Below are 24,596 nucleotides of genomic sequence, written 5' to 3' on the forward strand. Positions count from 1 at the left end.
AAAGGAAGCTGCGTCACTCCATCCGATCCAAAGCAGCACGCTGGCGAAGCATCTCCAGAAAGATGCGATAGTCCCGCTCGTAGATTGCCCATGCAGCTTTATCCGGAACACGCATGGTACCGGGACGGGACATGGCACGGCAGGCCTCATAAAGCCCGTCATAGAGCCTCCCTGCCGATGCGGCAGCCATGGCCGTGCCGAGCAGCATGGCATTCTCCGCAGCCGGCTCGACCAGGGTGCAGCCGGTTACCTCGGGGTAAAGCTCCATGAGGAGCGGGTTGCGGGTGTGCCCGCCGGTCACATGCAGCGTGTCGATATTGTGGCCGCCTGCATTGAACGCGTCGAGAATATGCCGGACGCCGAGCGCGATTGCCACGCATGACCGCCAGTAGAGGCGGCAAAAGCTGTCGAAGGAGGTATCAAGCGTCAGGCCCGATATCACGCCGAGGGCCTGCGAATCCGCAAGCGGCGAGCGATTGCCGTGGAAATCCGGCAGGACATGCAATCGGCTGGCGAAGCCTGCACCTTCCCGTGCCCGGAGCTCGTTGATGCGGGCAATGATCCTGCCGTGAGTTTGAGCATCCGGCTCGCCGCCGGCGGCATGCCAGCGAATGAGGTGATCGAGCAGGGCACCGGTCGCGGACTGGCCGCCTTCGGACATCCAGAGGCCCGGCAGTGTAGCGCCGAAACATGGCCCCCAGATGCCGCGCACCTGCCGCTCCTTCTGCGCGAAACCCATGACGCAGCTCGACGTTCCGGCGATCAGGGCGAAGTGGTTGCCGACCCCCTCGCCCGCGTGACGCCCTACAAGCCCGAGCGTGCCGGCAAATGCATCGATCATGCCGGCGCCCACGACGCATTCCGTGTCAAGACCGAGCATGCTTGCCGCTTCCGGTGTGAGCGTTCCAAGAAGCGAACCTGCAGGAACGGCCAGATCCGGCAGGCTTCCGCGTTCCAGCATGTCTTCGAGACCGACCGTGGCGAGAAAATCGCGCTGCCAGCCGTTGCAGTGCGCCAGATAGGTCCATTTGGCCGTCAGCGTGCATTGCGAGCGCGCCGTCGAGCCGCAGGCCTTCCAAGTCAGAAAGTCGGCAAGATCGAAGAAATGGCTGSSCSCCCGCCAGCTTTGCGGCAGGTGGCGCTTCAGCCACATGAGCTTCGGCACCTGCATTTCCGGCGACATCACACCGCCGACATAGTCGAGGACGCGATGACCCGTGGCCGTGCATTCCTCAGCTTCGGCAAGCGCGCGATGGTCCAGCCAAACCACCGTGTCCCAGTTCTCCTCGCCCGTCGTGGAGGCGGAAACCTGTCTTCCACCTTCTCCGCGGATCACGAGCGAGCAGGTCGCATCGAAGGAGATCGCCGCGATGCTTCCGGGCTCCAGCCCCGATGAGGCGACGGCTTTCGACACGGCGTGGCAAACCGCCCGCCAGATATCCTCCGAATCGTGCTCGGCATGCCCGGCCGCAGATCGGTTGATGAGAATGGGATGGCTCCCCTGTCCAACCAATGTGGCGTCGATAGCGAAGATGCCGGCCCGCGCGCTGCCGGTCCCGACATCGACGGCGCAGACGTGATCGCGGCTCAAGCCATGTTTCCTGCTTTCGCCATGCCTTCGATCAGGCCGGGAAGAGCGCGCATGTCGTCGAAAACCCGATCCGGTTTGAGTTCAGCGGCCTTGCGCACCAGATCGCCGGCAACGGCATGGGATCCGCCGGTGAAAGCGAAGACATGCATGCCTGCCCGTTGCGCGGCCTGAATACCGGCCACGCTGTCCTCCACGACGAGACAGGACGCTGGCTGAACGCCCATCGACCGCGCCGCATGGAGAAAAAGATCGGGTGCGGGCTTCCCTTTCCTGACCATGGTGGAACTGTATATCCACGGCTCGAAACGATCCAGTAGCCCGGTAACGTCGAGGGACAGCCGGATACGCTCCGGTTGGCTCGAAGAGGCGACACAGTAGGGCCGGTCGAGCTTGCTCAAGGTTTCGGCAATGCCGGGGATGGGGCGCAGATCGCGGCGGAATTCCTCGTAAAGGCGCAAACGGATGGCGGTCAGATGATCGTCGGTGACGATCAGGCCGAATTCCGCTTCAATATCCTTCGAGATGGAGACCATGGAGCGGCCGAGGAAGCGCCGATATGCCTCCTCCTCGCCCAGGACAACTCCAGCCTCGCGGATTATCTCCAGGAGCACCGCTATCGCAATCGGCTCGCTGTCGACGAGCACGCCGTCGCAATCGAAGATAACGAGATGAATCGAGTCCAACTTCATCCTGTTCAAAGCGCACCCCGCAGATAGCGCTTGAGTGTTGCCTTCGTGCCATCGGCCCAGAGCGCCCCCAATGCCTTGGCAAAAGCCGGATGGAAAATCTCGGAAGCCGCGAGTTCTCCGTAGATGTCCTTCATGGCAAGCCATGCGAGCGGATCGGATTTCGCCTGCCGGGCGACCTCCTGAAGCCGTGGCCAGTTCGGATCATTGGGCTCGATGACCTTGCCGCTGTCCGTCACGCCGTAGCAATAGCGGCACCACAGAGCCGATTCGAGCGCGAGCCCGGTTATGTCGCGACCGGCCTTCAGGCAGTCATTGATCGAGGGGACGATGAATTTCGGCTGACGGTTCGAGCCGTCGAGGCAAAGGCGGCGCACGGTGTCGCCGATCTTCGGATTGGCGAACCGTGTCTTCACTACCTGGAAATAGTCGTCGAGGTCGGTGTCGGGCACGGGAGGCACGACCGGAATGATCTCCTCGCGCTCGACCTTCTCCAGGAATGCGCTGACCAGCGGATCCTCCATCGCCTCATGGACGAAATGGATGTCCATAAGCCCCGCCGGATAGCCGATCGCGGCATGGCCGCCGTTGAGGATGCGGATCTTCATCACCTCATAGGGCGTGACATCCGGCACGAACTGCACGCCGACATTTTCTAGCGCCGGCCGGCCGGCGGGAAAATCGTCCTCCAGCACCCATTGCTTGAACCCCTCGCAGAAGACAGGCCACGAATCCTTGATTCCGAATTGCGAGGCCAGTATCTCGCGCTCGCGGTCGCCGGTCGCCGGTGTGATCCGGTCCACCATGCCGTTCGGAAAGGCGACATTGTCGCCGATCCAGTCGGCGAAGGCCGGATCGGAAAGCCGCGCCAGGCCAATGACGGCATTGCGCGTGACCGTGCCGTTATGGGGGACGTTGTCGCAGGACATGACCGTAAAAGGCGCGATCCCCGCCTCGCGGCGGCGCTTCAGCCCGGCGACGATCAGACCGAAGACGGTCCGGGGGTGGCCGGGATTTGCGCCATCCGCCACGATTTCAGGATGAGCCGGATCGAACGCGCCGGAAGCGGCATCGATGAAATAGCCGCCCTCGGTGATGGTGAGGGAGACGATGCGGATGGCCGGATCGGCCAGCCGTGCGATGATCTCCTCCGGTAGCTCCGGCGACAGGAAATCGACCATGGAGCCGGTCACTCTCGCCTCGCTGCGGTCGGCCTCCTGTTCCACGACGCTCGACAGATAGTCCTGCCCGGCGAGCATCTGCCGCATCTTTTCATCCGACGGCAGAACGCCAGCGCCCACGATCGCCCAGTCGTGGTCGTTGCCTGTATTGAACAGGTCATCGAGATAGACCGCCTGATGCGCACGATGGAAATTGCCGACGCCGAAATGCAGGATGCCGGCGGAGAGTCCGTCGCGGGAATAGGCGGGACGCGAGATGCCCGGCGGCAGGCTTTCGAGGCCGGCAAGGGAGAGGCGGGCTGTCATCGGCTTGCGCTCCCCTCCGAGCGGCTTCCGGCATGACGCGGCAAAGGGGGAAGACAAAACAATATCATCTCAGCTCATCCAGTTGCCGCCATCGACATTGTAGGTCTGGGCGACGATGTAATCCGCCTCGGAGGTAGCGAGGAATACCGCCATCCCGGTCAGGTCCTCGGCGCGGCCCATCCGGCCATAGGGCACCGCCTCGCCAACGAGCCGTTTCTTCTCGCCCATCGGACGGTTCTCATAGCGGGCGAACAGCGCGTCCACTCCGTCCCAATGCTCGCCATCCACGACGCCGGGGGCGATGGCATTCACATTGATGCCATGCCTGATGAGGTTCAGGCCCGCCGACTGGGTGAGGCTGATGACGGCCGCCTTGGTGGCGCAGTAGACGGCGACCAGCGGCTCACCCCGCCGGCCGGCCTGGCTTGCCATATTGATGATCTTGCCGCCCTTGCCGCGCCGGATCATGGAGCGCGCGGCAGCCTGCAGCGTAAACAGCGTGCCGGCGACATTGATTGAAAAGAGCCTGTCATAGCTTTCGCGCGTGATATCCACGACAGGCGCGAGGTCGAACAGCGCCGCATTGTTGATGAGTATGTCGATGCCGCCCGTCCTCTCCTCGACCATGTGGATGGCAGCGTCGATGGAGGCCTGGTCGGTCACGTCGAGTGGGACGGCATAGGCGGCCGGGCCGATTTCGGCAGCGGTCTTCTCAGCAGCTTCGACATTGATATCACCAATGGCGACGGTTGCGCCTTCACGCACATAGGCCTCGGCGAAGGACCGTCCGATGCCGCGCGCGGCGCCGGTAATCAGCGCCGACTTTCCTTCCAGACGCCGCATCAGATCGCCCTGCCCTCGTCATTGAAGCGATGAAGCTGCTTTTCGACGGGCGACAGATAGACCGTCTCACCGTGGCGCAGGGCGAACTCGCCATCCGCCCGCGCCGTGATCTGTCCGACACCCGCGACATCGATATGCAGGAAGGTGTCGGAGCCGAGATGCTCGGCCACGCCCACCTCACCTTTCCACAGGCCCTCGCTCGTAGACAGCTCCAGATGTTCCGGCCTGATGCCGATGGTGGCGGCACCGAGCTTCCGCGCCGTCTCGCCTTGCAGGAAATTCATGCGCGGCGAGCCTATGAAGCCGGCGACGAAGAGATTCTGCGGGTTGCGGTAGAGCTCCAGCGGCGAGCCGACCTGCTCGACATTGCCTGCATTCAGCACGACGATCTTGTCGGCCATGGTCATGGCTTCGATCTGGTCATGCGTGACATAGATCATCGTCGTCTGGAGCTTGTGGTGCAATTCGCTGATCTCGAGCCGCATGGAGCCGCGCAGCGCGGCGTCGAGATTGGAAAGCGGCTCGTCGAACAGGAACGCCTTCGGCTCGCGCACGATGGCCCGGCCAATGGCGACACGCTGGCGCTGTCCGCCCGAAAGCTGCCCCGGCCGGCGCTCCAGATAATCGGTCAGGTTCAGGATGCGCGCCGCGTCACGCACCTTGGTGTCTATGGCGGATTTCTCCATGCCGGCCATCTTCAGCGGGAAGGCGATGTTTCCGTAGACCGTCATATGCGGATAGAGCGCATAGGACTGGAATACCATGGAGAGGCCGCGCCGCGCAGGCGGCTCGCGCGTCACATCCTTGCCGTCGATGCTGATCGTGCCGCTGGTCATGTCCTCCAGCCCCGCGATCAGCCGCAGCAGCGTGGATTTCCCGCAGCCGGATGGGCCGACAAAGACCACGAACTCGTTGTCCGTGATCTCCAGGTTGACTTCCGGAATGACAACCGTGTTGCCGAAAGCCTTGTGAACCTTTTGGAGACTGATGCTTCCCATTGTTCCCGCCTCCCTTACTTGACGGCGCCGAAGGTGAGGCCGCGCACGAGTTGCTTCTGGCTGAACCAGCCCATGATGAGGATCGGTGCGATGGCGAGCGTCGAGGCTGCCGAAAGCTTCGCCCAGAACAGGCCTTGCGGACTGGAGAAAGAGGCGATGAAGGCGGTCAGCGGCGCGGCATTTGCGGCCGTCAGCCGTATCGTCCAGAAGGATTCGTTCCACGCCAGGATGATGTTCAATAGCAGGGTCGAGGCTATTCCTGGCACCGCCATCGGCGTCAGGACATAGACGATCTCCTTCATCAAGGAGGCGCCGTCCATGCGCGCCGCTTCCAGAATCTCGCCCGGGATCTCGCGGAAATATGTGTAAAGCATCCAGACAATGATCGGCAGGTTGACCAGCGTCAGAACGATCGTCAGCCCGAGCCGCGTATCAAGCAGGCCGGTGTCTCGAAACAGCAGATAGAGCGGGACCAGCACGCCTACCGCCGGCATCATCTTGGTGGACAGCATCCACATCAGGATGTCCTTGGTCCGTTTCGTGGGAGAAAAGGCCATCGCCCAGGCGGCGGGGATCGCGATCACCAGCCCGATCAGCGTCGAGCCGATGGAGATGATCACGGAATTCGTGAAGGGTTTCCAGTAGTCGCGCTGCGCCTGCACCTCGACATAGTTCTCGAAGGTGCCGGACGGGATCAGGCTGATGCCGTCGATCGCCTCGCGCTCCGTCTTGAGGGAGGTGATGACCGTGTAGAGGATCGGAAAGAAGATCACGAAAGCGATCACCCAGGCGACGATCGTCACGATTGTCTTTCTGCGGCTGGATACTGCGCGTGCCATGGCGTGCTCCTACCGGTCCAGGTTCTTGCCGACCGCACGCATCAGGAAGAGCGCGACGATGTTGGCCAGCACGACCGCTATCACGCCGCCTGCCGAGGCTCCGCCTATGTCATAGGACAACAAGGCCGTGCGGTAGACGAGAAAGGCGAGATTGGTCGAGGCATAGCCCGGGCCGCCATTGGTCGTGACGAGGATTTCAGCATAGACCGCCAGCAGGAAGATCGTCTCGATGAGGATGACGACCGTGATGGCACGGGCAAGATGTGGCAGGATGATATAGATGAAGCGCGAAACGGCTCCAGCACCATCCATCTCGGCTGCCTCCTTCTGCTCTTCGTCGAGCGACTGCAGCGCGGTCAGAAGGATCAGCGTTGCGAAAGGCAGCCACTGCCAGGCGACAATGATGATGATGGAAAGCAGCGGATACTGCGCGAACCAGTCGATCGGCCGCAGGCCGAGGAACCTCGATATATCCGCGAAGACGCCATAGCCCGGATGCATGATCATGTTCTTCCAGACCAGCGCGGCCACCGGCGGCATGACGAAGAAGGGAGAGATGATGAGGATGCGCACAATCCCCTGGCCGAATATCGGCTGATCGAGCAGCAGGGCCAGCAGGATTCCACCGATCACCGTGATGGCGAGCACACCGAGGACGATGGCGAGCGTGTTGGCGATCGACTGGAAGAAAGCCGGGTCGGTATAGAAATAGATGTAGTTGAAAAAGCCGGCGAAGCTCCGGTTCGCGGGCATCAGCAGATTGTAGTTCTGGAACGAGAACCACAAGGTCATCGCCAGCGGTACGATCATCCAGATCAGGAGAAGCACGACCGACGGCGTCATCATGAAACGCGCCAAGGTCCGGGTCTGTCTGGTTGCCATCGCGATCACCCTGTCGGTAGCAGGCGTAGAAACTTTTCGCTTTGGAAAAGGGCCGCCCGATCATGCGACCGGGCAGCCAGGCTCGGGAGGATGCCCTATTTGATGTAGCCCGCGCGGGTCATCTCGCGTTGGGCGATCGATTGCGCCTGGGTGAGCGCGTCATCCACCGAGGATTGTCCTGCCACAACTGCGGAGAACAATTGTCCGACCATCGTGCCGAGGCCCTGGAATTCGGGGATGGCCACGAACTGTCCGCCGGTATAGGGGACAGGATCGACGGTCGGCTTGGTGATATCCGCCGCATCCATGGCGGCAAGCGTCGGTTCGGCGAAGGGCGCGGCCTTCTTGTATTCCTCGTTTTCATAGAGCGAGGTGCGCGTGCCGGGAGGTACGTTCGCCCAGCCCTCCTTCTCCGCAACGAGTTCCGTGTATCCCTTGCTGGTCGCCCAGGCGATGAACTTCTGGGCGGATTCCGCCTTGGTCGTGCTGGCCGGGATCGCCAGGTTCCACGACCACAGCCAGTTGCCGTGATTGTCGACGCCTTCCTTGCTCGGGAAGATAGCGTAGCCAACCTTGTCCGCAACGGTCGAATCATCCGGATTGGAAACGAAGGATGCCGCAACCGTGGCATCGATCCACATGCCGCACTTGCCTTGCTGGAACAGGGTCAGGTTTTCGTTGAACCCGTTGGACGAAGCGCCGGACGGACCGGCCTCCTTCATCAGGTCGGCATAGAACTGCAGCGACTCCTTCCATTGCGGCTGGTCGAACTGGGGCTGCCAGTTCTCGTCGAACCAGCGCCCGCCGAAGGAATTGTTGAGCGCGGTGAGAAAGGCCATGTTCTCGCCCCATCCGGCCTTGCCGCGCAGGCAGATGCCATTGATGTCATTGTCGCGGTCCGTGATCTTGCGCGCCGCCTCGCCGATGAATTCCCAGGTCGGCGATTCCGGCATGGTCAGTCCCGCCTTCTCGAAGAGGTCGGTGCGATACATGATCATCGCCGACTCGCCGTAGAAGGGCGCGGCATAGAGCTTGTCGTCCACGCTCAACCCGCCGCGAATGGCCGGCAGGAGGTCGTCCACGTCATAGTCGTCGCCGAGATTGTCGAGCGGAAGCAGCCAGTCCTGCTTGGCCCAGATGGGAACCTCATAATTGCCGATGGTCAGGATATCGTACTGGCCACCCCTGGTCGCGATATCCGTGGTGACGCGTTCGCGCAGCACGTTCTCTTCCAGAGTGACCCATTCGAGCTGAATGTCCGGATTCTTGGAAGTGAAATCATCCGTCAGCTTTTGCATGCGGATCATGTCGCCATTGTTGACGGTGGCGATGGTCAAGGTCTCCGCTTGTGCATGGGCAGCAAGCGCCAAGAGCGAGCACGCACCGAGGGCGAGGATCTTCATATTCATGGCTTCCTCCCGATATGATGATGAGCAAATGCTATTTCATTGAGCAAATGATCACCGCACGACAGCCGAGTCAAGACGGATTCATTGCTGCAGCGCAGCGAAAAAGGAGGTGAGCAGTGGGCGGCGGGCCGGCGTCATCAAGCCATCGTCATCCTCGACCTCGAAGCGAAGCGGAGAGCGTCGGGCATCCAGTTCTCGACCGAAACGACACCATGACCGGTAAAGGCACGGAAAGGCTGTCGTCAGATCACAGAGGGCGTCACCGCGCCTCTAGCAGCGCCGTTGCTGTACGTTCGTCGGTGATCAGTCCGTTGATGAGACGGCGACTGACGGCCGCCAATATCCCCAGGACCTTGAATTCTCCCATAGCCGCGCCGACAACAAGGGAATTTTCACGGGAAGGGATAGGCGCGCTCGCCACACGCTCGTTCGTAATGCCCTCGATGAGCCGGCCATCCCTGTCGAAGGCCCAGCCGACGATTTCGCCCACGGCGCCAGCCTTCTGCAGCGCCTTGAGTTCCGCCTCCGAAATAAAGCCGTCCAGGAAAAGGGGCGCCTTCGGCCCGAGATCGCCGATGCCGACGAACGTCACCTTTGCTTGCGCGGCAAGAGCAAGGGTCGAACGGACGATGGATTGGTCGTGGAGAAGCTGGCGCTGCTCCGGCGTCGCCGCAATCACGGGCAAAGGCATAGGAAAGCTGCGCGCCTTCACCGTATCGGCCATTGTAAAGATGACATTGTAGAACGCCGCAGAACCGTCCGGCGCTATATTGCCGGTAAGCGAGACGATCTTGTGCTGCGGGCATTCCATCGGCGAAATCTGCTCGATCGCCGCCTTCAGGGTCCGCCCCGTGCCAATGGCCATGACGATCGGTTCGGGCGATTTCAGAAAGCGCTCGATTTCGGCGGCCGTCGCCTGCGCGACGCCGATCGTCGTCGAAGTGGACGCCGGATCGCTCGGAACGACCTCCACCAGATCGAGCGCGAAGCGTGAGCGCAGACGCTGCGCCAGATCGAGGCAGCTTGCGATCGGATGGTCGATGCGGACCTTTACAAGCCCCTCCGAAACGGCCAGCGAGACGAGCCGCTGGGCAGACTGGCGCGATACACCGAGCTTGGCCGCTATCTGGTCCTGGGTATTGCCGGCGACATAGTAGAGCCACCCTGCCCGCGCCGCGTCATCGAGCCTGCTGCTGCCCTGCTCCTGCCTAATGACCATCTTCGCTCCAGCCTGCAACCAATGTTTCTGAAACTGGCAGCCCGCCGGCGATACGTCAATGAATATGAGCAATTATTCGCGTTCAGAGAATTTGCCCGGATGCCTGACAAGAGGCGGACTGTCGGCGGCTCACCGGCCGAGCGCCTCGATCTGGTCCAGGAGATCGCGATCGACCGGAATGCCGTCCCTTTCCATCTGCCGCTTGAGCTCCTGGCGCCTGCGGCCCGGCAGGCGGGCGCCATCCATCTCCTCGATCAGCCGCGCCAATTGGGCGAAGCGCTCTGTTGCGCCGGGGCCGAAGGCCTCCGGATCTATGGCGATGATGGTCTGTCCGGTTCCGGGCGGCGCGCCCTCGGCATCGAAGAAGGACGTGGCTTCATAGGCATAGCTGGCGCCAGTCAGCCCCGCGCAAAGCATCTCCACCATAATGGCAAGGGCGGCTCCTTTTGCGTCGCCCATGGGCACCATGAGACCATTGAGGGCCTCTCTGGCGTCGGTGGTGGGATTGCCGTCCCTGTCCAATGCCCATCCCTCGGGAATGGGCGCGTTCTTCTGCACGGCAGCCATGACCTTGCCGCGCGCCACCTTGGACAGCGACACGTCGATGACGACCGGATCCGCTCCGGCCACAGGAGCGGCGAAGGCGATCGGATCGGTGCCGAGAAGCGGCCGTTTGCCGCCCCATGGCGCCATGGCGGCAGGTGCATTGGCGACCATAAGCGCCATGAGCCCTTTTTCGGCCAACCGCTCCACGACAAGGCCCGTCACCCCGCTATGATGGGAGCGATGGATGCCGGCAATGGCTATGCCCTGGCTGCGCGCGGCCTCCGGCAGCCAATCCTCGGCGAGTTCCAGGGCCGGATAGGCGAAGCCATGCGCGGCATCGATGGAAAGCGCCCCCGGCCTTGTCTGCGTCGCCTTGGGATTGGCCTTGCCGTCCACCTTGCCGGCCAGCGCCTGCGCGCAATAGGAAGGCATCCGCCGCAAGCCATGTCCGCCCTGCCCCGCGAGTTCTGCGCCGACCAGCGCCTGCGCCACCGTCCGTGCATTGGGCTCCGACGTGCGGCAACGCAGCAGTGTCTCGATGACCAGTGCGGTCGCCTCAGTGACCGTCAGTCTCGTGTCCGTCATGACCTGCCCCCGAGATGCTTTAGAACGTTTTCCGCGATCTTGTGGCTGACGCGGACGTTCGATTCTTCCGTCACGCCGGCGATATGCGGCGTGAGCACTAGATTCTTCAGGCCCTCGAACATCCCGCCCCTGCCAGCCTGCAGCGGCTCCTCCTCGAAGACGTCGAGTGCGGCACCTGCGAGCCGGCCTTCGCGCAAGGCCATGCACAGTGCCTCCTCGTCCACCACTCCGCCACGCGCTGCATTGATCAAAACCGCCGCCTTCTTCATGCGCCCAATGGCTCGCGCATCGATGATGCGGCGCGTCGAATCCGTCAACGGCACATGCAGGCTGATCACATCGGCCTCGCCCAGAAGCGCTTCCAGAGGAAGGTTTCGTGCCGCCTTCCAGGCGGGGTGGTCGTCGGCAAGGAAAGGGTCGTGGGCGGCAACGCTCATACCGAGGGCATCCGCGCGCCGCGCCACCTCCCTGGCGATGGCACCGAAGCCGACAAGACCCATCACCTTGCCCGAAATCTCCCGCCCGATCAGGGCCTGGCGCGGCCATGCGCCCGCCGCGACGGCGTCGGAGGACAGATAGGCCTGCCGAAGGAGCATCATGGCCGTCGCGATCACATATTCGGCGACCGCCAGATCATTGGCGCCGGTGGCGGGATAGACGGTGATGCCTCGGGCCTTGCAGGCCTCCACGTCGATATTGTCGAGGCCGACGCCGAGCCGTCCCACGCATTCCAGCCGTTCCGCCGCCTGCAGAAGCGCGCCCCTCACCTGCGTGCGGTTGCGCACGATAAGCGCCCGCGCTTCGGCCGCAAGCCCGGCAAGCTCCTGCGGCTGGTCCACAAGTCCGGGATCGTAGAAGACGTCATATTCGGCCGCCAACAACTTGACGGCGGCTTCGTCCATGAATTCCGTAATGACGATTTCTGGCATCGGCTAGGGTCAGGATTTGAAGATGACAATGACGGCGAAAACCAGCCAGAGACTCGTGAAAGCTGCGCTTCTCTCCCCCTTTTGGGAGCAACGCCGATCCGAATCAGGCGCTGCGGTAGAGCTTCGTCATGACGAACTCTCTGTGCCCGAGCGCCTCGGCCGCCGTGTTGCGGCCGTTGGCGGTACGGACAATCATGTCGATCAGCGCGTCGCCTGCCTCGTCGATCGTCATTTCGCGGCGCAGGATGCCGGAGACGTCGAGATCGATATGTTCGCCCATGGTCCGCACGGTGCGCGGATTGGCACTAATCTTGATCACGGGCACAATCGGATTGCCGATCACATTGCCCTGGCCGGTCGGGAAGGTGTGGATGACATAGCCGCCCGCCGCCATCAGCGTCACGCATTCGGCGGCGGCAGAGGACGAATCCATGAAATAGAGGCCGTTGCCCGATTTCGGCGTTTCGGCCGGCTCCAGAATATCGATATATTTCGAGGTGCGGCCGATCTTCTCCAGATTGCCGAGCGCCTTCTCCTCGATGGTGGTCAACCCGCCCTCGATATTGCCCTTGGTCGGCTGACTTTCGGAAAGGTCGTCGGTCTTGTGTGCCTCGATGACCTCGTCCTGGTATGCCTTCCACATCTTGTACCAGCGCTCGCCCACTTCCGGATTGATGGCGCGCGCCTTGGCAATGTGCTCGGCGCCGGTGATTTCCGAGGTCTCGCCGAAGCAGCCGTAAATGCCTTCCGGCAGCAGCTTGTCATACATGTTGCCGACGGTCGGACAGGAGCCGAGGCCGGTCGTGGTGTCGCTCTCGCCGCATTTGGTGGAGACCCACAGCTCCGAGATCGAGCATTCCTCGCGCTGCAGCTCGGTCGCGTAATGCACGAATTCCTTGGCCTTGCGGGATGCGTCCATGATGGTCTTCAGGTCGCCGTTCTGCTCGATCGAGAAACCCGCCACCGGCTTGCCGGTCTCGGCGATGCCGTCGACAATCTTCTTCGTCCAGCCGGGCTCGATGCCGATGACGACCACCGCCGCCACGTTCGGATTGGAGCCGGTGCCGATCATGGTGCGGAAATGCAGGTCGAGGTCGGCCCCGAACTGCAGCCGCCCATAGGCGTGCGGCAGCGCGAGCGTGCCCTTGATGTTGTTGCCGACAGCCTCGCATGCGGCGTTCGAGATGTCGTCCACCGGCAGGATGACGACATGGTTGCGCACGCCGACCCGGCCATTGTCGCGGCGATAGCCCTTGAAGGTGAGGTTGGAATATTTGGATGCCATGGAACTTCTCCCGACCTACCAGCGCTTGGTCTTCAGGTTGTGGACATGGACGTGCCCGCCCTTTTCGACATCGGCGACGAAGCGGCCGATATCCTCGCCATATTTGATGGCCGTATCGCCCGCTTTCAGATCCGTCAGCGCCACCTTGTGGCCGATGGGCACATCAGCCTTGGCGACAAGCTCGAAGCTTGAATTGTCTGCTGTCACCACACAGAGCATCCTGGTGCCCGCAGTCAGCCCTTCTACGACCACGACTCCGACATTGTCCTTGTGCTCATGCACGAGGAGGTGTGGTATCTGCATCATCCACTCCGATAACTGTATCTTATGTCTTATATAAGATATAAGACTGTACAGGACGGTTGATGTCAAGGACGGCTTTTCCGAACTGGAGTACAGCACCATGACCGAGACGCTGCAAGCCAAGGCTTTAACCTTCAGGCCGCTCTATCTCCAGGTGAAGGAGAGCCTGGTGCGCCGGCTCATAAACGGCTCATGGCAGCCCGGCCAGCTCATCCCCTCCGAGATGGAGCTTGCGCGCGAGCTCGGAGTCAGTCAGGGCACGGTGCGCAAGGCGCTGGATACCATGACCGCGGAGAACCTTCTGATCCGCCGGCAAGGCCGCGGGACATTCGTTGCCGAGCCTGAAGAAGGCCGGCTGCTCTTCCAGTTCTTCCGCTTGGTGCAGGACAACGGAGGACGCTCCTTCCCCTCCTCGCGCATCCTGCGCTCAGGACCGGAAAAAGCCAATCGGCAGGAAATGGAGACGCTCGGCCTTGTCCGGGATGCGACCGTCTGGCGCATCGAGCGCATCCGCATGTTCGGAAAGGAACCTCTTCTGGTCGAGACTATCACCCTTCCGGCTGCCCGCTTCCCCGGTTTCGATACAATCGAGGAAATCCCCAACAATGTTTACCGGCTCTATTCGCAGCGCTGGGGCATCACCATCGGGGCGGCTTCCGAAAAACTGAAGGCAACCGGCGCCGACCTGCGCGATGCAAGGCATCTCGGCTGCCGGCCCGGCATGCCGCTCCTCCATATCTCGCGCGTCGCCTTCGATCTGGAGCAGAATCCCGTCGAGTTGCGCGTCTCGCGCTGCCTGACAGAGAAGACCCACTACCGTTCGGAATTGAGGTGAGCCCACCATCCGACACTGCCCGACAAGGCGATGACGGGAACGTTTTCCGACATGCCAGCCACGGCTGCCGAACGCCAGTGTCCGTTAAAACACCCTGAAGGAACCGACTTCCGCCCGCCCGTCGAGGTCGGTGAGCAACATGTGGCCGGGCGAATGTGTTATTGCGATATCCGGCTTCGCCCGTTGCAGCGCTTCAAACGCCGTCATGCCGCTGGCCCAGAAAACCGGCACTTCACCGGAGCCGATGGTCATCGGGTCGCCCCAGTCCGGCCTGTCCAGGCAACCGATACCGATCGCCTTTGGATCGCCTATATGGATCGGCGCTCCATGCGCATGGGGAAACCTTGCCGTGACTGCGTAGACGCTGTCCAAATCCTGGCGGCGAATGGCGCGCATGGTGACGACAAAGTTACCGGCGAACGGACCCGCCGGACCGGTCGGAATCGTGGTCCGGAATTTTGGCAGCGCCTTGCAGGCATCCGGCCGACGCAGCCTGACACCGCGTTTGGCCAGTGCATGCTCGAAGCTATAGCCCGATCCGATTGCAAAGGCGGCAAAATCATCCCGCCAATGGGCCAGAATATCCGAAGACCGGTCCGCAAGGATGCCGAAACGATAAACGTCATAGCTGGGCACGTCCGTCCTGAGGTCTATGTCGCCCAGTTGCGGGATAAAGGGGCTGCCGATCCTGTTCACGCCGATAAGCGGCAGGGGCTTGGAATTGTTCTTGCAGTAGCGCAGGAAATCGGCGGAGAAATCACGCGGAAGGATGATCAGATTGGCCTGAAGTTTGCCGGTGGCAAGCCCATGGGTCTGCCTCCCATAGGCTCCTTGCCGGATGACCCTGCGTACCTGGCCGACATCGACAGCGGACAATGCTTCATGGAGCGGAAGCGTCTGATGGCCAGCGATGGGAATCACAATGCCGCCCCTCCCGGCAAGGTTGCATTAGGCAAACCTTCTTCAGGGCCAGCAGGTCTGTCAAATTGTCAGATTTTTTCCATGGCAATAGATTTTTTCTTTACTGGGCGACTGCAATGAAAACATTCGGAAGAATGGTATTTCTTACGTATCTGATCACGCAATTATTTCGATGTATTTCTCAATGTCATTCAGAAATTCGAGATTCGTTCCCATGAAATGCACGAGAAATGAAGCATACAGAACCAGTATGAGGCTGAAGATCAAGGTTTTAACTATCAGCGACAGGGCGAAAATATTGAGATGAGGCGAGGCGCGCGCGAGGAAGCCCAGGACCAGGTCAGACAAGAGCAGTCCGACCACAAGCGGAAAGACCAGGATCAGCGCCATGGCCAGCAGGCGGTCGAGTAATTCGAGAAAGAGTTCGGCGGCTTCTTGGCTGATGGTGGGCATGATCTGATCGATCGGCCATAGCTCATAGCTGCGATAGTGAATGGTAAGCACGAGTTCGAGCCCGCCGGCCGCCAGGAAGACGACCAGCATGACTATGGCAAGGAATGTTCCCGTTGGGCTGGTCTGGTGCGTCATCATCGGATCGAGCAGGGCTCCCATGGTTGACCCGCGCTGCAGATCCACAATGTCGCCCGCCGCCTCCGCCGCCCAGAAAGGGATGCCGAGGACGAAACCGAGCATCAGCCCGATCAGCACCTCCTTGAACATCAGGAGCAATATGAATAGCGTCGTCACCTCTATTCCGGGCAGAACCGAAGCAATCATCGGAATGACCGGGACGGTAAGGGCAAGCGCGGCCCCGTTGCGCAGGACACCTGTCAATCTTATGCGCGAGAAAAGCGGCATGATCGCCATGAGGCCCGCCATACGGGCGAGCGCAAAAGCGCCGGCGAGAACATAATATTCGAGGCCCTTTAGCGCTTCGAAGAATATGCCGTAGTCCATCGCCGCAGCCTTCGTCGTAAATTTCTTGGGCCTATCGGGTCACACGCGGGAATTCGTCGAGAGCGGAGGAGGCCTGCTCGGCGATCTGATAGCCCATGACGGGACCGAACAGGAGAAGCACCACCAGCACCGCGACGAGCTTGACCGTTTGCGGCAGGCTCTGATCCTGGATCTGGGTCAGGGCCTGGGCCAGGCCGATGAGCAGCCCGACGGCCAGCGCGGTGATGATGACCGGAGCCGAGGCATAGAGCACAACCAGCAGTGCCGTCTGGACCTTCGCAAGTACGAAATCACCGTTCATGGCTTCCTCGGTCCAATCCAAATCAGGCGTAACTCAGAATCAGGCCCTGCATGAGCCGCGACCAGCCTTCGATCGCCACGAAGAGAAACAGCTTCAGCGGTATGGAGATCAGGACCGGCGGCACCATGATCATGCCGAGCGTCATCAATATGCTGGCGACGACGATATCGACGATGAGAAAGGGCAAGTAGAGAAGAAAGCCTATTTCGAAGGCGCGGCTCAGTTCCGACGCCACGAAGGCAGGCACGAGGATCGAAAGATCGTCATCCTGCACATCGCGGCTGGCGCCTTCCGGCCAGATGCGGCCGGTTGCATCGATAAAGAACTGGCGCTCCTCCGGCCGAGTGAAGTGCAGGAGGTGCTGTTTCAGCGGTTCCCGTATGATCGCGGCGGCGCGCTCGATATCTGCGCTCGATTCAAAGGTGATCTGGTTTTCTTCCAGTCTGGCGGAAATCTCGCTGATCAATGGCGCCGTAACGAAGACCGTGAGAACGAGCGCTATACCGTAAAGCACAAGATTGGGCGGCGTGTTCTGGATACCCAGCGCATTGCGGATAAGGAAAAGGACGACCGAAATCTTCAGGAAGCCGGTCATGGTCACGATCGCCAGGGGGAAAAGGCCGACAACCCCGATGGCGACAAGAATGCCCAGAAAATTCGGGGCGTTTTCAAGCATTGCCGAAGATCCGCGTGACCTGCACGCCGAACCCGTCGCCGATCCTTACGATCTCGCCGCGGCCTATCCGCTTTCCGTTGGCCAGAAGATCGACGGCCAGGGACGACATATCGGTGACCTCGATGACAGCCCCCGGCGTCAATCCGCTGACCTCCCTCAGCGGCATTGCCATCCGGCCGACCTCGAAGACGAGGGTCACCGGCAATTCCTCGAGATCGGAGTCCTCGACCTTCACCGTGGACGGTTTTTTCGTTTGGTCCATTGTCCACTCCCATTTCGTTGCAGCGAGCGCGCCGAGCCCGGCTGTCAAAAGCCAGCCCTCTCCGACCGCCTTCACCGGGACAGCGAAACGATCCGCGATGATCGCCACCGCTGCATCCTGATCCGTATTCATTTCTTCCGGCACGATGACGTCGCCGGGACGAAGGCTGCGAAGGTCGGCAACGGAAATGACGGTCACACCACGCCAGATGGAGACGCTTGCCGGAATATCGAGACGGAGTGGAGGTTTCGCGCCATGAATGGCGTCGAGAGCATGTCCGAGCCTGGCCGCCCAGGCCGGTTCCAGTTGCAGGACGCAAGGCATGACATCCCCGCCGCGCTCCAGACTGAATGTTAAGACATTGCCGTCCGGCGCCGTCGCCTCCCTCTGGATCGCAGCAAAGACAATCCGGCAATCGAAATAGGCTTCGAGCCGGCTCAGCTCGCCGCCCAGCAGACACTCGACGAGAAGGGCGAAATGTTCGGGGGCAAGCCGGTCGCGATCCGCCTCGGGATCGATGGCATCTACCCATTCCTCGATTAATGCTGAAGGCAGGATCAGTTCGCCCGGCTCGCCGTCGATCGAGAACCGGATTGCCGAAGCCGCAGCGGGAACAGTACTCGGCTCCGTCCATTCTGCCGCCAGCAAGAACGCGTCTTCTGCGATCATGAACTGGAGCGGTTCACGGCACCGATAAACGGCATTGAAAGCAGCCATGCCGGCCGGCTCGATCTTGCGCAGCGGCAATGCCGCCGCCTTCGGCCTGGCTTTGCCTGTTGCCGGCGCACGTCGCTTCTTCTTCGTCTTTTCCGCAGTGAGAGCCGGAGGCATCGAGCCGCTACGCCTTGCCATTGCCAATGTGACTGGCACGTTCGCTCACAGCCTCTTCGTCCCGGCTTTCCTCCAGCAGGGCCTGCCTCGGCAGGGATCGGGCCGCCAGCCGCTCAAGAAGCACGTCCAGTTTTGCCACGGCCCGCATACGCGACCGATGTTCGCCGCGCGCCTTGGTCAGCTTGCCCTGGCAATCCTGCTCGGCCGCCGCTGCCTGCTCCTCCGCCTTGCGCAACAGTTCGAAATCCGCCGCTGCCTTCTGGAAACGCCCCTGAAGACGGTGTATGTCCTGGACATCCACGGCCTGCCCAAGAAGCGCGCCGAATTCGGTCTGCTCGGCCGCGACCGTTTCCTGCACATGCGTCTCAGTGGCCCGAACAGCTTCCTGCCTTTTCTTCTCCGCCCGTTGCAATGTCGCGTGCTGGCGGATCACCTTTTCCTGGGCGCGCTGTTCCCGCAGGCTGCGAAGGTCGCGCAGGCGGGCGATCATCTCACGATCATCCATCGGCGATCTCCTGCATCTGGTTTTGCGTTTGCGCCAGCGTCACGCGCGTGCCGGGAACCTGACGCAGGAAATCATTGATCCGGTCGATCTTGCGGATCGCCTCGTCGGCCAGAGGATCGGCTCCCTTCTCATACTCCCCGACGCGAAGAAGCAGCTCGATATCCGCATGCCGCGCCATCAGCGCCCGCAGCTTGCCGGCAGCGGCGCGATGCGCCGGGGGGACAACGCTTTCCATCAGCCGGCTGCGACTGCGCAAAACATCAATGGCCGGGAAGTGATCGCGGCGCGCAAGATCCGTTGACAGAAAAGTGTGACCGTCGAGCAGCGCCTGCAATTCCTCCGCCACCGGATCAAGCGTGCCGTCACCCTCGGTAAGGACGCTGTAGAGGCCCGTGATGGAGCCGTGCTCACCAGGGCCCGAACGTTCGAGAAGCCGGGGCAGAGCCGCGAAAAGCGACGATGGAAATCCGCGCCGGGTGGGCGGCTCTCCGGAGGCGAGGCCGATCTCACGCTGGGCGCGCGCGAACCGCGTTATGTTGTCCATGGCGAGCAGTACATGCTTGCCATGGTCACGGAAATATTCGGCAATGGTGGTCGCGACATAGGCGGCCTTGACCCGTTCGATCGCCGGGCGGTCGGAAGTCGCAGCGACAATGACAGTGCGCGCCCTGCCCTCGGAACTGAGCTGCCGCTCCACGAATTCGCGCACCTCCCGCCCGCGCTCGCCGACAAGCGCAACAACGGCGACATCGGCATCAGTGCCGCGCACGATATCGGCAAGCAGGACCGACTTGCCCACTCCAGGCTCACCGAATATCCCCATCCGCTGACCGCGGGCGCAGGTCAGGAAACCATCGAGCGCCCGCACGCCGAGCTGTATCGGTTCGGAGATCAGGACACGCGACAGTGGCGGAGGCGGATAGGCATGCACGGGATAGCTGCCTGCGATGCCTTCCGGCGGCCATGGTCGATTGTCCAGGGGCTCGCCAAGCGCGCTGATCACCCTGCCGAGCAGTCCCGGACCGACCGGTATCTGCAGGTCCTTCCCGGTGGGAACCACCTCGGTCAGGCTGGACAATCCAGTCAGATCGCCGAGCGGCACGAGAACGGCTTCCTCGTCGGAAAAGCCGACGACTTCCGCCTTTGCACGTCGGCCCGTCTTCGGGTCGACGAGATCGCAGATTTCGCCGAGCCGCACCTCGTCAACAGCGGCGTGGATGACGACACCCACCACCCGCCGAACCCGGCCGATGCGCGGACGGGCGCCATCCTCGCGCAGCCTTTCGCGCAAACGCGGCACGATGCCGGAAAGTCTCTTGTCGACCGGCGGCAACGGAGTATTCATTGCCCTGCCTCGGCGTCCTTGCCGATAGCCGCCGCAAGCGCGGCTATCTGCGCTTCCACGCTGGCATCGAAAACGGCCAGATCGGTGGCAACGATGCATGCATGGGGAGCCACGCTGTTGTCGCCGTCGATCTCCACGGAGCAGGCCAGCGACCCCTCGGCCGCCAGTTCGTCCAGTTCCTTTTTCACCTCCGTGACGACATCGGGATGCGTTGTGACGCGGATATATTTGGCCCGCCGGATGTCGGCGACCTGTTTCCTGGCCGCCAATGCTACACGTTTTTCCACGTCGAGATCACCAAGGACGCGCTTCACGATATCGAGCGCCAGCGACACCACATCCTTTTCAATCCCCTCCAGATAGCGATCGACCTTGACGACCGTTTCGCTGACCAGGCGGGCAGCTTCGGCCTCACCGGCGGCCTTGCCGTCCTCATAGCCCTGGGCGTATTCGCGGGCATAAGCCTGCCGTGCAGCTTCCTGGGTTCTGCGGGCTTCGCTTCGGGCTGCATCAAGAAATGCGAAGCCTTCCTGCCACGCTTGCGCTTCCGCCGGGCGCAGAATACGGCAGGCAGGCCGGGTGGGCAGCAGGTCATGTAGCGGCTCGTTCTCCCCTCTGGCCATCACATGCTCACCGAAGACTTGGGCTCGCCACCCTGCGCACCACCGCCGGACCAATCTCGGCAAACGGCATTTCCGCTTCGCCCAGCGGCGCAGAAGGAGACAGCTTGAGACGGAAACGTGCGCTGATCGCGGGATCGATCGCACGGCACCATGCAGCCAGACATCGCCAACCATCAGCCATGATCCGGTCGCGCAGCGTCTCGGATGGTTCGACGGGTTGACGAGGGCCTGCCAGATCCTTGTTGGCCACGGCAAAGGCGCATAATTCGCTGCCCAGCGCGGCGTGCAAGGCCGCGGCTTCACGGCCAAGCACCGTCCCGGCAATGGTGTTGGCCCAGTAGATTGCGCCTGCGCGCAGCACGATTTCGCCTATGTTCTGGCTATCCGACAGCACGATCGAACGGTCGGCGGGATCGAGATCCTGTTCCGCACCGGCCGGCATTCCCGGCAATTCGTAATGCTGTGCAAGCAGGCCGGAGAGGCGCTCATTCAGTCGCCTGTCGGCGAGCAGGCGCTCGCAGGCTTGCCTGCTGATCGCGTGATCGAAGCATGGTTCCAGATGTTCCACCGCAGCATAGGAGGCAGGCTCCTCAAGAAAGGAGCGAAGGTCATCGCGATCCGCCTGGCCCGACTCGCCCTGGCCCTTCATGGCTTCTTCACAGGTACCGGCAGCGAATAGACATCTCGGCGCTTCAGCCATTGGTCATAGGCAAGCTTGCCCGCAAGGCCGAGAACAAGCAATCCGAGGCCGAAGAACAGCCACCTGGCGCGCGCCAGACTGTCCGGATGAAGCCACAGACCGAGGAAGCTGACGAAGCCTGTTTGGCCGGAGACCGGCGCAGGCATGCTTGCCACCGGCACCAGGACGACCGACACATTGTCGTAAGTCAGTCCGGCAACGCCATTGGCAACCAGCATCTTCACCTGCGGGATGAGCTCGTTCATGGCCATCGACGCCCGATGACGGATAAACACGGACGCCGAAGACGGCATGAGGTCCTTGCGAAGCGGATCATTGTTCGGCAGCACAAGATGCACGCGGGCCGACAGCACACCGTCTATCTCCGAGATCGTTCTGGAGAGTTCCTGGCTAAGGCCGTAGATCATGGCCGCCCGTTCCTCTATCGGGGAGGAAACGAGCCCTTCGCGATTGAATACCTCCCCAAGGGTCTTGAACTGGGCCTTTGGAAGCCCGGCTTCTTCCAGGACAGCCATGGCGTCGGCGAATCGCCCCTTTTCCACCATGACGGTCATGGTGCCGTCCTTCCCCGCCTGGCGTTCGGCAGGTATTCCCTGACGAACCAGCGTGGCAACGATCTCATTGGCCTCTTGCTGGTTCAGTCCCGTGTAAAGCTCGACCGAGCATGCCTGCAGGAGCAGCAGGCCCATGGCCACCACCGCCAGTCGCGCTCTGCTCATCCAGGTTGCGGGTCGGGAGTGCGGCATCGGCGCTGTTCTCACCAGACACGCCTTCTATTGCTGCTGGATCAGCGTGTTGGCCGAGGAGGTGGCTGCCGTCATGCCATTGACGGCCATGGACACATTGGCGGAGGCCCACATGACCTCGACCGCGCGATCGAGAGAGAAGGCCAGGTTTCCTTCCGATGCCTGGGTGCCGGCAGCATCCTCCGCGCCGGTTTGCGCCGACTGCAACCCTCCATTCGCGGAAGCGCCGTCAGAGCCGGGCGAGAAGCCGGTATTCGCCTTCTCGAAAGCTTCCCGCGCCTGCTGCGCAATACCGTCCACGGTCTGCAGCGTCGTTCCGATGAAGGCAGACGGATCGGTGAACTGACCATTTGCGCCGACGCCTTTTTCGACTTCGAGGAGATAGTCGAAGAGCTGCTGCTCGACGGTGATCTGCGCCTGGGGCGGCTGGGCTTCCTGCGGCAAAGGCGACGGAACCCCGGTGGATGTCGCTTCCATGATCTCGCTCCTGATTTAGCGATCAGATTTCCTTCGAAATGCTATTCTGCGTCTCCCTGGGCGCCTTCCGATGCCTTGACCGCATTATCGGCCAAAGGATTCGGCTGAACCTTTCCCACCGGACGCTCGGCCAGCGCGTTTTCGATCTGTGCCTGGAGGACCTGCTCCTTCGCCTTTGTCTTCATCTCGGACTGGACCCGCATATTGGCCGCAAAATCGTCGATCCTCATCTCGTTCTCCTATTGTCGGCTGTTCACAGGAACGGACTCCGCCTCGGCGCTTCTGCCCCGGAACACACGCACTTGAGCAGCACTCCGTTTCATCGATTCGCCATCGCGTGCGACATGGGACGTGGCCGGTCCCGACATCAGTCCCAGAGCATTCTTGACCGCGCCGACATAAGCCGGCGGCCCGGAAACGGACATTATGTTTTCTTCTTCCAGAAAGCGGATCGGAAAGCGGGGATCGCTCATTTGCAATCGATCCAGACGCGTACGCATGACACGCGCGTCCTCAGCCGGGAGCTTCACCATTTCGGTGCGCACCTCGCCTTCCGCCGCGACATGAAGCACGGTGCCGTCATAGAACCAGACCAGCCCGTAGCGGTTGCAGATCCACTCCAGGAACTCCTTTGCCGTGCCCACCGGCATTCCATGATTCAGACGGCCCTGTACGCGGTCGCTTACCTGGACCGGCAGGCCGACATTGCGGCCGAACTCCTCCAGAGCCTCCCGCACATCCTGGTCGATGGTGATGTATTTGTAGGTTCCGGCGGGCCAATCGGGCTCTGCCGCCATGACAGTCGTCGCGGCGCCACATAGCCACAGGGACGTCATGAGACCCAGCATACTGGTGAAAAGCCGGCCTGACCTGTCGGTGCTGAACTGCATGCAATGCGCCCGAATCCTCTGGCCGCCGGAACTCAGCCGCGCCGGCCCAACTCTTCGCACCACCCTATAGCGGCAGGGAAGAAATTAAAAGTCCAATTGGACTTTATCATGAAGGGCAGTGCCAATTGTTGCATGATCATTCATTCCGTTTATGTTCAATTGTGATCTGCAAGATTCCTGTTGGCTGCACGTGGAGAAGCTGATGGCAACGAGGCTGGAAGATCTCTGCCGGACGGTCCGTACGGCTATGGGTGCGTTGACCTACCTGCCTGGGAAATCGGAAGGATGCAGCCGCCGCTTGCTAATGGCGGTTCCGGTTGCCATTGCTGCTTCCGCGGCATCCGCCCAATCGGGTGGCGGGGGCTATGACCCGCGGACTTGGAGTTTCGATTCGGCCACCCGCACCGTCGCCCCTCATGGATCGAATATTCAGGTGGCCCTCACCCCGCGGTCGGACTGGCAGCCGATTCCGCGTGAAGTGGTTGCATTCGAGGAGCAACAGCCGCCAGGGACGATCGTCATAAGCACGTCACAACGCCGCCTTTACTACGTGCTCGGCAACGGCAGGGCTTTGAAATACGCAGTAGGCGTCGGCAAGGAAGGCTTCGGATGGAACGGACAGGATCGCATAACCGACAAGCGGCATTGGCCTGACTGGCGGCCGCCTGAGGAGATGCGCCGAAGGGAGGCCCTGAAAGGACAGATGCTACCGGCTTATGTGGAAGGCGGACCGAACAATCCGCTGGGCGCACGGGCGCTTTATATAGGCGACACGCTCTATCGCATCCATGGCACCAACCAGCCCTGGACCGTTGGACAGGCTGTTTCTTCCGGTTGCATTCGCATGACCAACGAGGATGTTATCGACCTCTATGAGAGAGTGGCGGTTGGCGCGAAGGTTATTGTCCGGTCATGACCGGCAAAG

At 61.7% G+C, this 24,596-nt stretch carries 28 protein-coding genes; 2 read left to right on the forward strand and 26 right to left on the reverse strand.

Going from position 1 to position 24,596, the window contains the following annotated elements; genetic code table 11:
- Window positions 1-13 precede the first annotated feature (13 nt).
- From L598_RS03655 to L598_RS03715, 13 genes are all read right to left on the reverse strand, one after another.
- Window positions 14-1,591: an FGGY-family carbohydrate kinase gene (locus L598_RS03655; RefSeq protein WP_144860488.1), complete on the reverse strand. Its 1,578-nt coding sequence runs from the start codon at window positions 1,589-1,591 to the stop codon at window positions 14-16.
- Window positions 1,588-2,280, reverse strand: a complete 693-nt coding sequence (locus tag L598_RS03660) for an HAD family hydrolase (protein ID WP_144860490.1) — start codon at window positions 2,278-2,280, stop codon at window positions 1,588-1,590. The genes L598_RS03655 and L598_RS03660 overlap by 4 nt, the downstream gene beginning before the upstream one ends.
- Before the next feature lie 5 nt (window positions 2,281-2,285).
- The gene (locus tag L598_RS03665; protein ID WP_144860492.1) at window positions 2,286-3,764 is read right to left on the reverse strand and encodes a mannitol dehydrogenase family protein; all 1,479 of its coding nucleotides are present in this window, start codon (window positions 3,762-3,764) and stop codon (window positions 2,286-2,288) included.
- Between the two features lie 69 nt (window positions 3,765-3,833).
- Complete coding sequence (locus L598_RS03670; protein WP_144860494.1) at window positions 3,834-4,607, reverse strand: L-iditol 2-dehydrogenase; 774 nt, start codon at window positions 4,605-4,607, stop codon at window positions 3,834-3,836.
- A complete protein-coding gene (locus L598_RS03675) occupies window positions 4,607-5,605 on the reverse strand; it encodes an ABC transporter ATP-binding protein (RefSeq protein ID WP_144860496.1) in 999 nt (332 codons plus the stop codon). The genes L598_RS03670 and L598_RS03675 overlap by 1 nt, the downstream gene beginning before the upstream one ends.
- A 14-nt stretch (window positions 5,606-5,619) precedes the next feature.
- Window positions 5,620-6,444, reverse strand: coding sequence for a carbohydrate ABC transporter permease (locus L598_RS03680; protein WP_144860498.1), 825 nt, complete (start codon window positions 6,442-6,444; stop codon window positions 5,620-5,622).
- A gap of 9 nt (window positions 6,445-6,453) precedes the next feature.
- Window positions 6,454-7,326, reverse strand: coding sequence for a sugar ABC transporter permease (locus L598_RS03685; RefSeq protein ID WP_144860500.1), 873 nt, complete (start codon window positions 7,324-7,326; stop codon window positions 6,454-6,456).
- A gap of 95 nt (window positions 7,327-7,421) precedes the next feature.
- The gene (locus tag L598_RS03690; protein ID WP_144860502.1) at window positions 7,422-8,735 is read right to left on the reverse strand and encodes a sugar ABC transporter substrate-binding protein; all 1,314 of its coding nucleotides are present in this window, start codon (window positions 8,733-8,735) and stop codon (window positions 7,422-7,424) included.
- Between the two features lie 259 nt (window positions 8,736-8,994).
- On the reverse strand, window positions 8,995-9,954 hold the full coding sequence (locus L598_RS03695) for a sugar-binding transcriptional regulator (protein ID WP_144860504.1): 960 nt from the start codon (window positions 9,952-9,954) through the stop codon (window positions 8,995-8,997).
- A gap of 129 nt (window positions 9,955-10,083) precedes the next feature.
- Complete coding sequence (locus tag L598_RS03700) at window positions 10,084-11,085, reverse strand: Ldh family oxidoreductase (RefSeq protein WP_144860506.1); 1,002 nt, start codon at window positions 11,083-11,085, stop codon at window positions 10,084-10,086.
- Entirely contained in the window at window positions 11,082-12,014 is a 933-nt protein-coding gene (locus tag L598_RS03705) for a hydroxyacid dehydrogenase (protein WP_144860508.1), read from the reverse strand. Before L598_RS03705 ends, L598_RS03700 begins: the two co-directional genes overlap by 4 nt.
- 103 nt (window positions 12,015-12,117) lie before the next feature.
- Window positions 12,118-13,299, reverse strand: a complete 1,182-nt coding sequence (locus L598_RS03710) for a UxaA family hydrolase (protein WP_144860510.1) — start codon at window positions 13,297-13,299, stop codon at window positions 12,118-12,120.
- Window positions 13,300-13,314: 15 nt separating this feature from the next.
- A complete protein-coding gene (locus L598_RS03715; RefSeq protein WP_186444919.1) occupies window positions 13,315-13,602 on the reverse strand; it encodes a UxaA family hydrolase in 288 nt (95 codons plus the stop codon).
- Between the two features lie 100 nt (window positions 13,603-13,702).
- Between L598_RS03715 and L598_RS03720 the strand changes: the two genes are divergently transcribed.
- Window positions 13,703-14,437 (forward strand): GntR family transcriptional regulator, encoded by a 735-nt coding sequence (locus L598_RS03720; protein WP_144860514.1) that lies wholly within the window; start codon window positions 13,703-13,705, stop codon window positions 14,435-14,437.
- Between the two features lie 84 nt (window positions 14,438-14,521).
- On the opposite strand, the gene L598_RS03725 is transcribed toward L598_RS03720, so the two are convergent.
- From L598_RS03725 to L598_RS03785, 13 genes are all read right to left on the reverse strand, one after another.
- Complete coding sequence (locus L598_RS03725; RefSeq protein ID WP_246658615.1) at window positions 14,522-15,358, reverse strand: DUF1445 domain-containing protein; 837 nt, start codon at window positions 15,356-15,358, stop codon at window positions 14,522-14,524.
- Between the two features lie 156 nt (window positions 15,359-15,514).
- Entirely contained in the window at window positions 15,515-16,315 is an 801-nt protein-coding gene (gene sctT / locus L598_RS03730) for a type III secretion system export apparatus subunit SctT (RefSeq protein WP_144860516.1), read from the reverse strand.
- A 31-nt stretch (window positions 16,316-16,346) separates the two neighbouring features.
- On the reverse strand, window positions 16,347-16,616 hold the full coding sequence (locus L598_RS03735) for a flagellar biosynthetic protein FliQ (RefSeq protein WP_144860518.1): 270 nt from the start codon (window positions 16,614-16,616) through the stop codon (window positions 16,347-16,349).
- Window positions 16,617-16,638: 22 nt separating this feature from the next.
- Window positions 16,639-17,292, reverse strand: a complete 654-nt coding sequence (gene sctR, locus L598_RS03740) for a type III secretion system export apparatus subunit SctR (RefSeq protein ID WP_144860520.1) — start codon at window positions 17,290-17,292, stop codon at window positions 16,639-16,641.
- Window positions 17,285-18,385, reverse strand: coding sequence for a type III secretion system cytoplasmic ring protein SctQ (gene sctQ / locus L598_RS03745; protein WP_186444920.1), 1,101 nt, complete (start codon window positions 18,383-18,385; stop codon window positions 17,285-17,287). Before sctQ ends, sctR begins: the two co-directional genes overlap by 8 nt.
- Before the next feature lie 7 nt (window positions 18,386-18,392).
- Window positions 18,393-18,890 carry a YscO family type III secretion system apparatus protein gene (locus L598_RS03750; RefSeq protein WP_144860524.1) on the reverse strand — a complete coding sequence of 166 codons (498 nt, stop codon included), beginning with the start codon at window positions 18,888-18,890 and terminating at the stop codon, window positions 18,393-18,395.
- Entirely contained in the window at window positions 18,883-20,235 is a 1,353-nt protein-coding gene (locus L598_RS03755; RefSeq protein WP_144860526.1) for a FliI/YscN family ATPase, read from the reverse strand. Before L598_RS03755 ends, L598_RS03750 begins: the two co-directional genes overlap by 8 nt.
- Complete coding sequence (sctL, locus tag L598_RS03760) at window positions 20,232-20,858, reverse strand: type III secretion system stator protein SctL (protein ID WP_144860528.1); 627 nt, start codon at window positions 20,856-20,858, stop codon at window positions 20,232-20,234. The genes L598_RS03755 and sctL overlap by 4 nt, the downstream gene beginning before the upstream one ends.
- Window positions 20,859-20,865: 7 nt before the next feature.
- Window positions 20,866-21,507 (reverse strand): SctK family type III secretion system sorting platform protein, encoded by a 642-nt coding sequence (locus L598_RS03765; RefSeq protein ID WP_186444921.1) that lies wholly within the window; start codon window positions 21,505-21,507, stop codon window positions 20,866-20,868.
- The gene (sctJ, locus tag L598_RS03770; RefSeq protein ID WP_144860532.1) at window positions 21,504-22,277 is read right to left on the reverse strand and encodes a type III secretion inner membrane ring lipoprotein SctJ; all 774 of its coding nucleotides are present in this window, start codon (window positions 22,275-22,277) and stop codon (window positions 21,504-21,506) included. Before sctJ ends, L598_RS03765 begins: the two co-directional genes overlap by 4 nt.
- Before the next feature lie 54 nt (window positions 22,278-22,331).
- A complete protein-coding gene (locus tag L598_RS03775; protein ID WP_144860534.1) occupies window positions 22,332-22,781 on the reverse strand; it encodes a hypothetical protein in 450 nt (149 codons plus the stop codon).
- Window positions 22,782-22,822: 41 nt separating this feature from the next.
- A complete protein-coding gene (locus tag L598_RS03780; RefSeq protein WP_144860536.1) occupies window positions 22,823-23,011 on the reverse strand; it encodes a hypothetical protein in 189 nt (62 codons plus the stop codon).
- A gap of 9 nt (window positions 23,012-23,020) precedes the next feature.
- On the reverse strand, window positions 23,021-23,671 hold the full coding sequence (locus tag L598_RS03785; RefSeq protein WP_246658616.1) for a type III secretion protein: 651 nt from the start codon (window positions 23,669-23,671) through the stop codon (window positions 23,021-23,023).
- A gap of 202 nt (window positions 23,672-23,873) precedes the next feature.
- Here L598_RS03785 and L598_RS03790 point away from each other — a divergent pair, with 202 nt between their 5' ends.
- On the forward strand, window positions 23,874-24,587 hold the full coding sequence (locus tag L598_RS03790; RefSeq protein WP_246658617.1) for a L,D-transpeptidase: 714 nt from the start codon (window positions 23,874-23,876) through the stop codon (window positions 24,585-24,587).
- The last annotated feature ends 9 nt before the right edge of the window (window positions 24,588-24,596 follow it).

Source organism: Mesorhizobium sp. J18, assembly GCF_007829525.1.
GTDB lineage: Bacteria > Pseudomonadota > Alphaproteobacteria > Rhizobiales > Rhizobiaceae > VLJP01.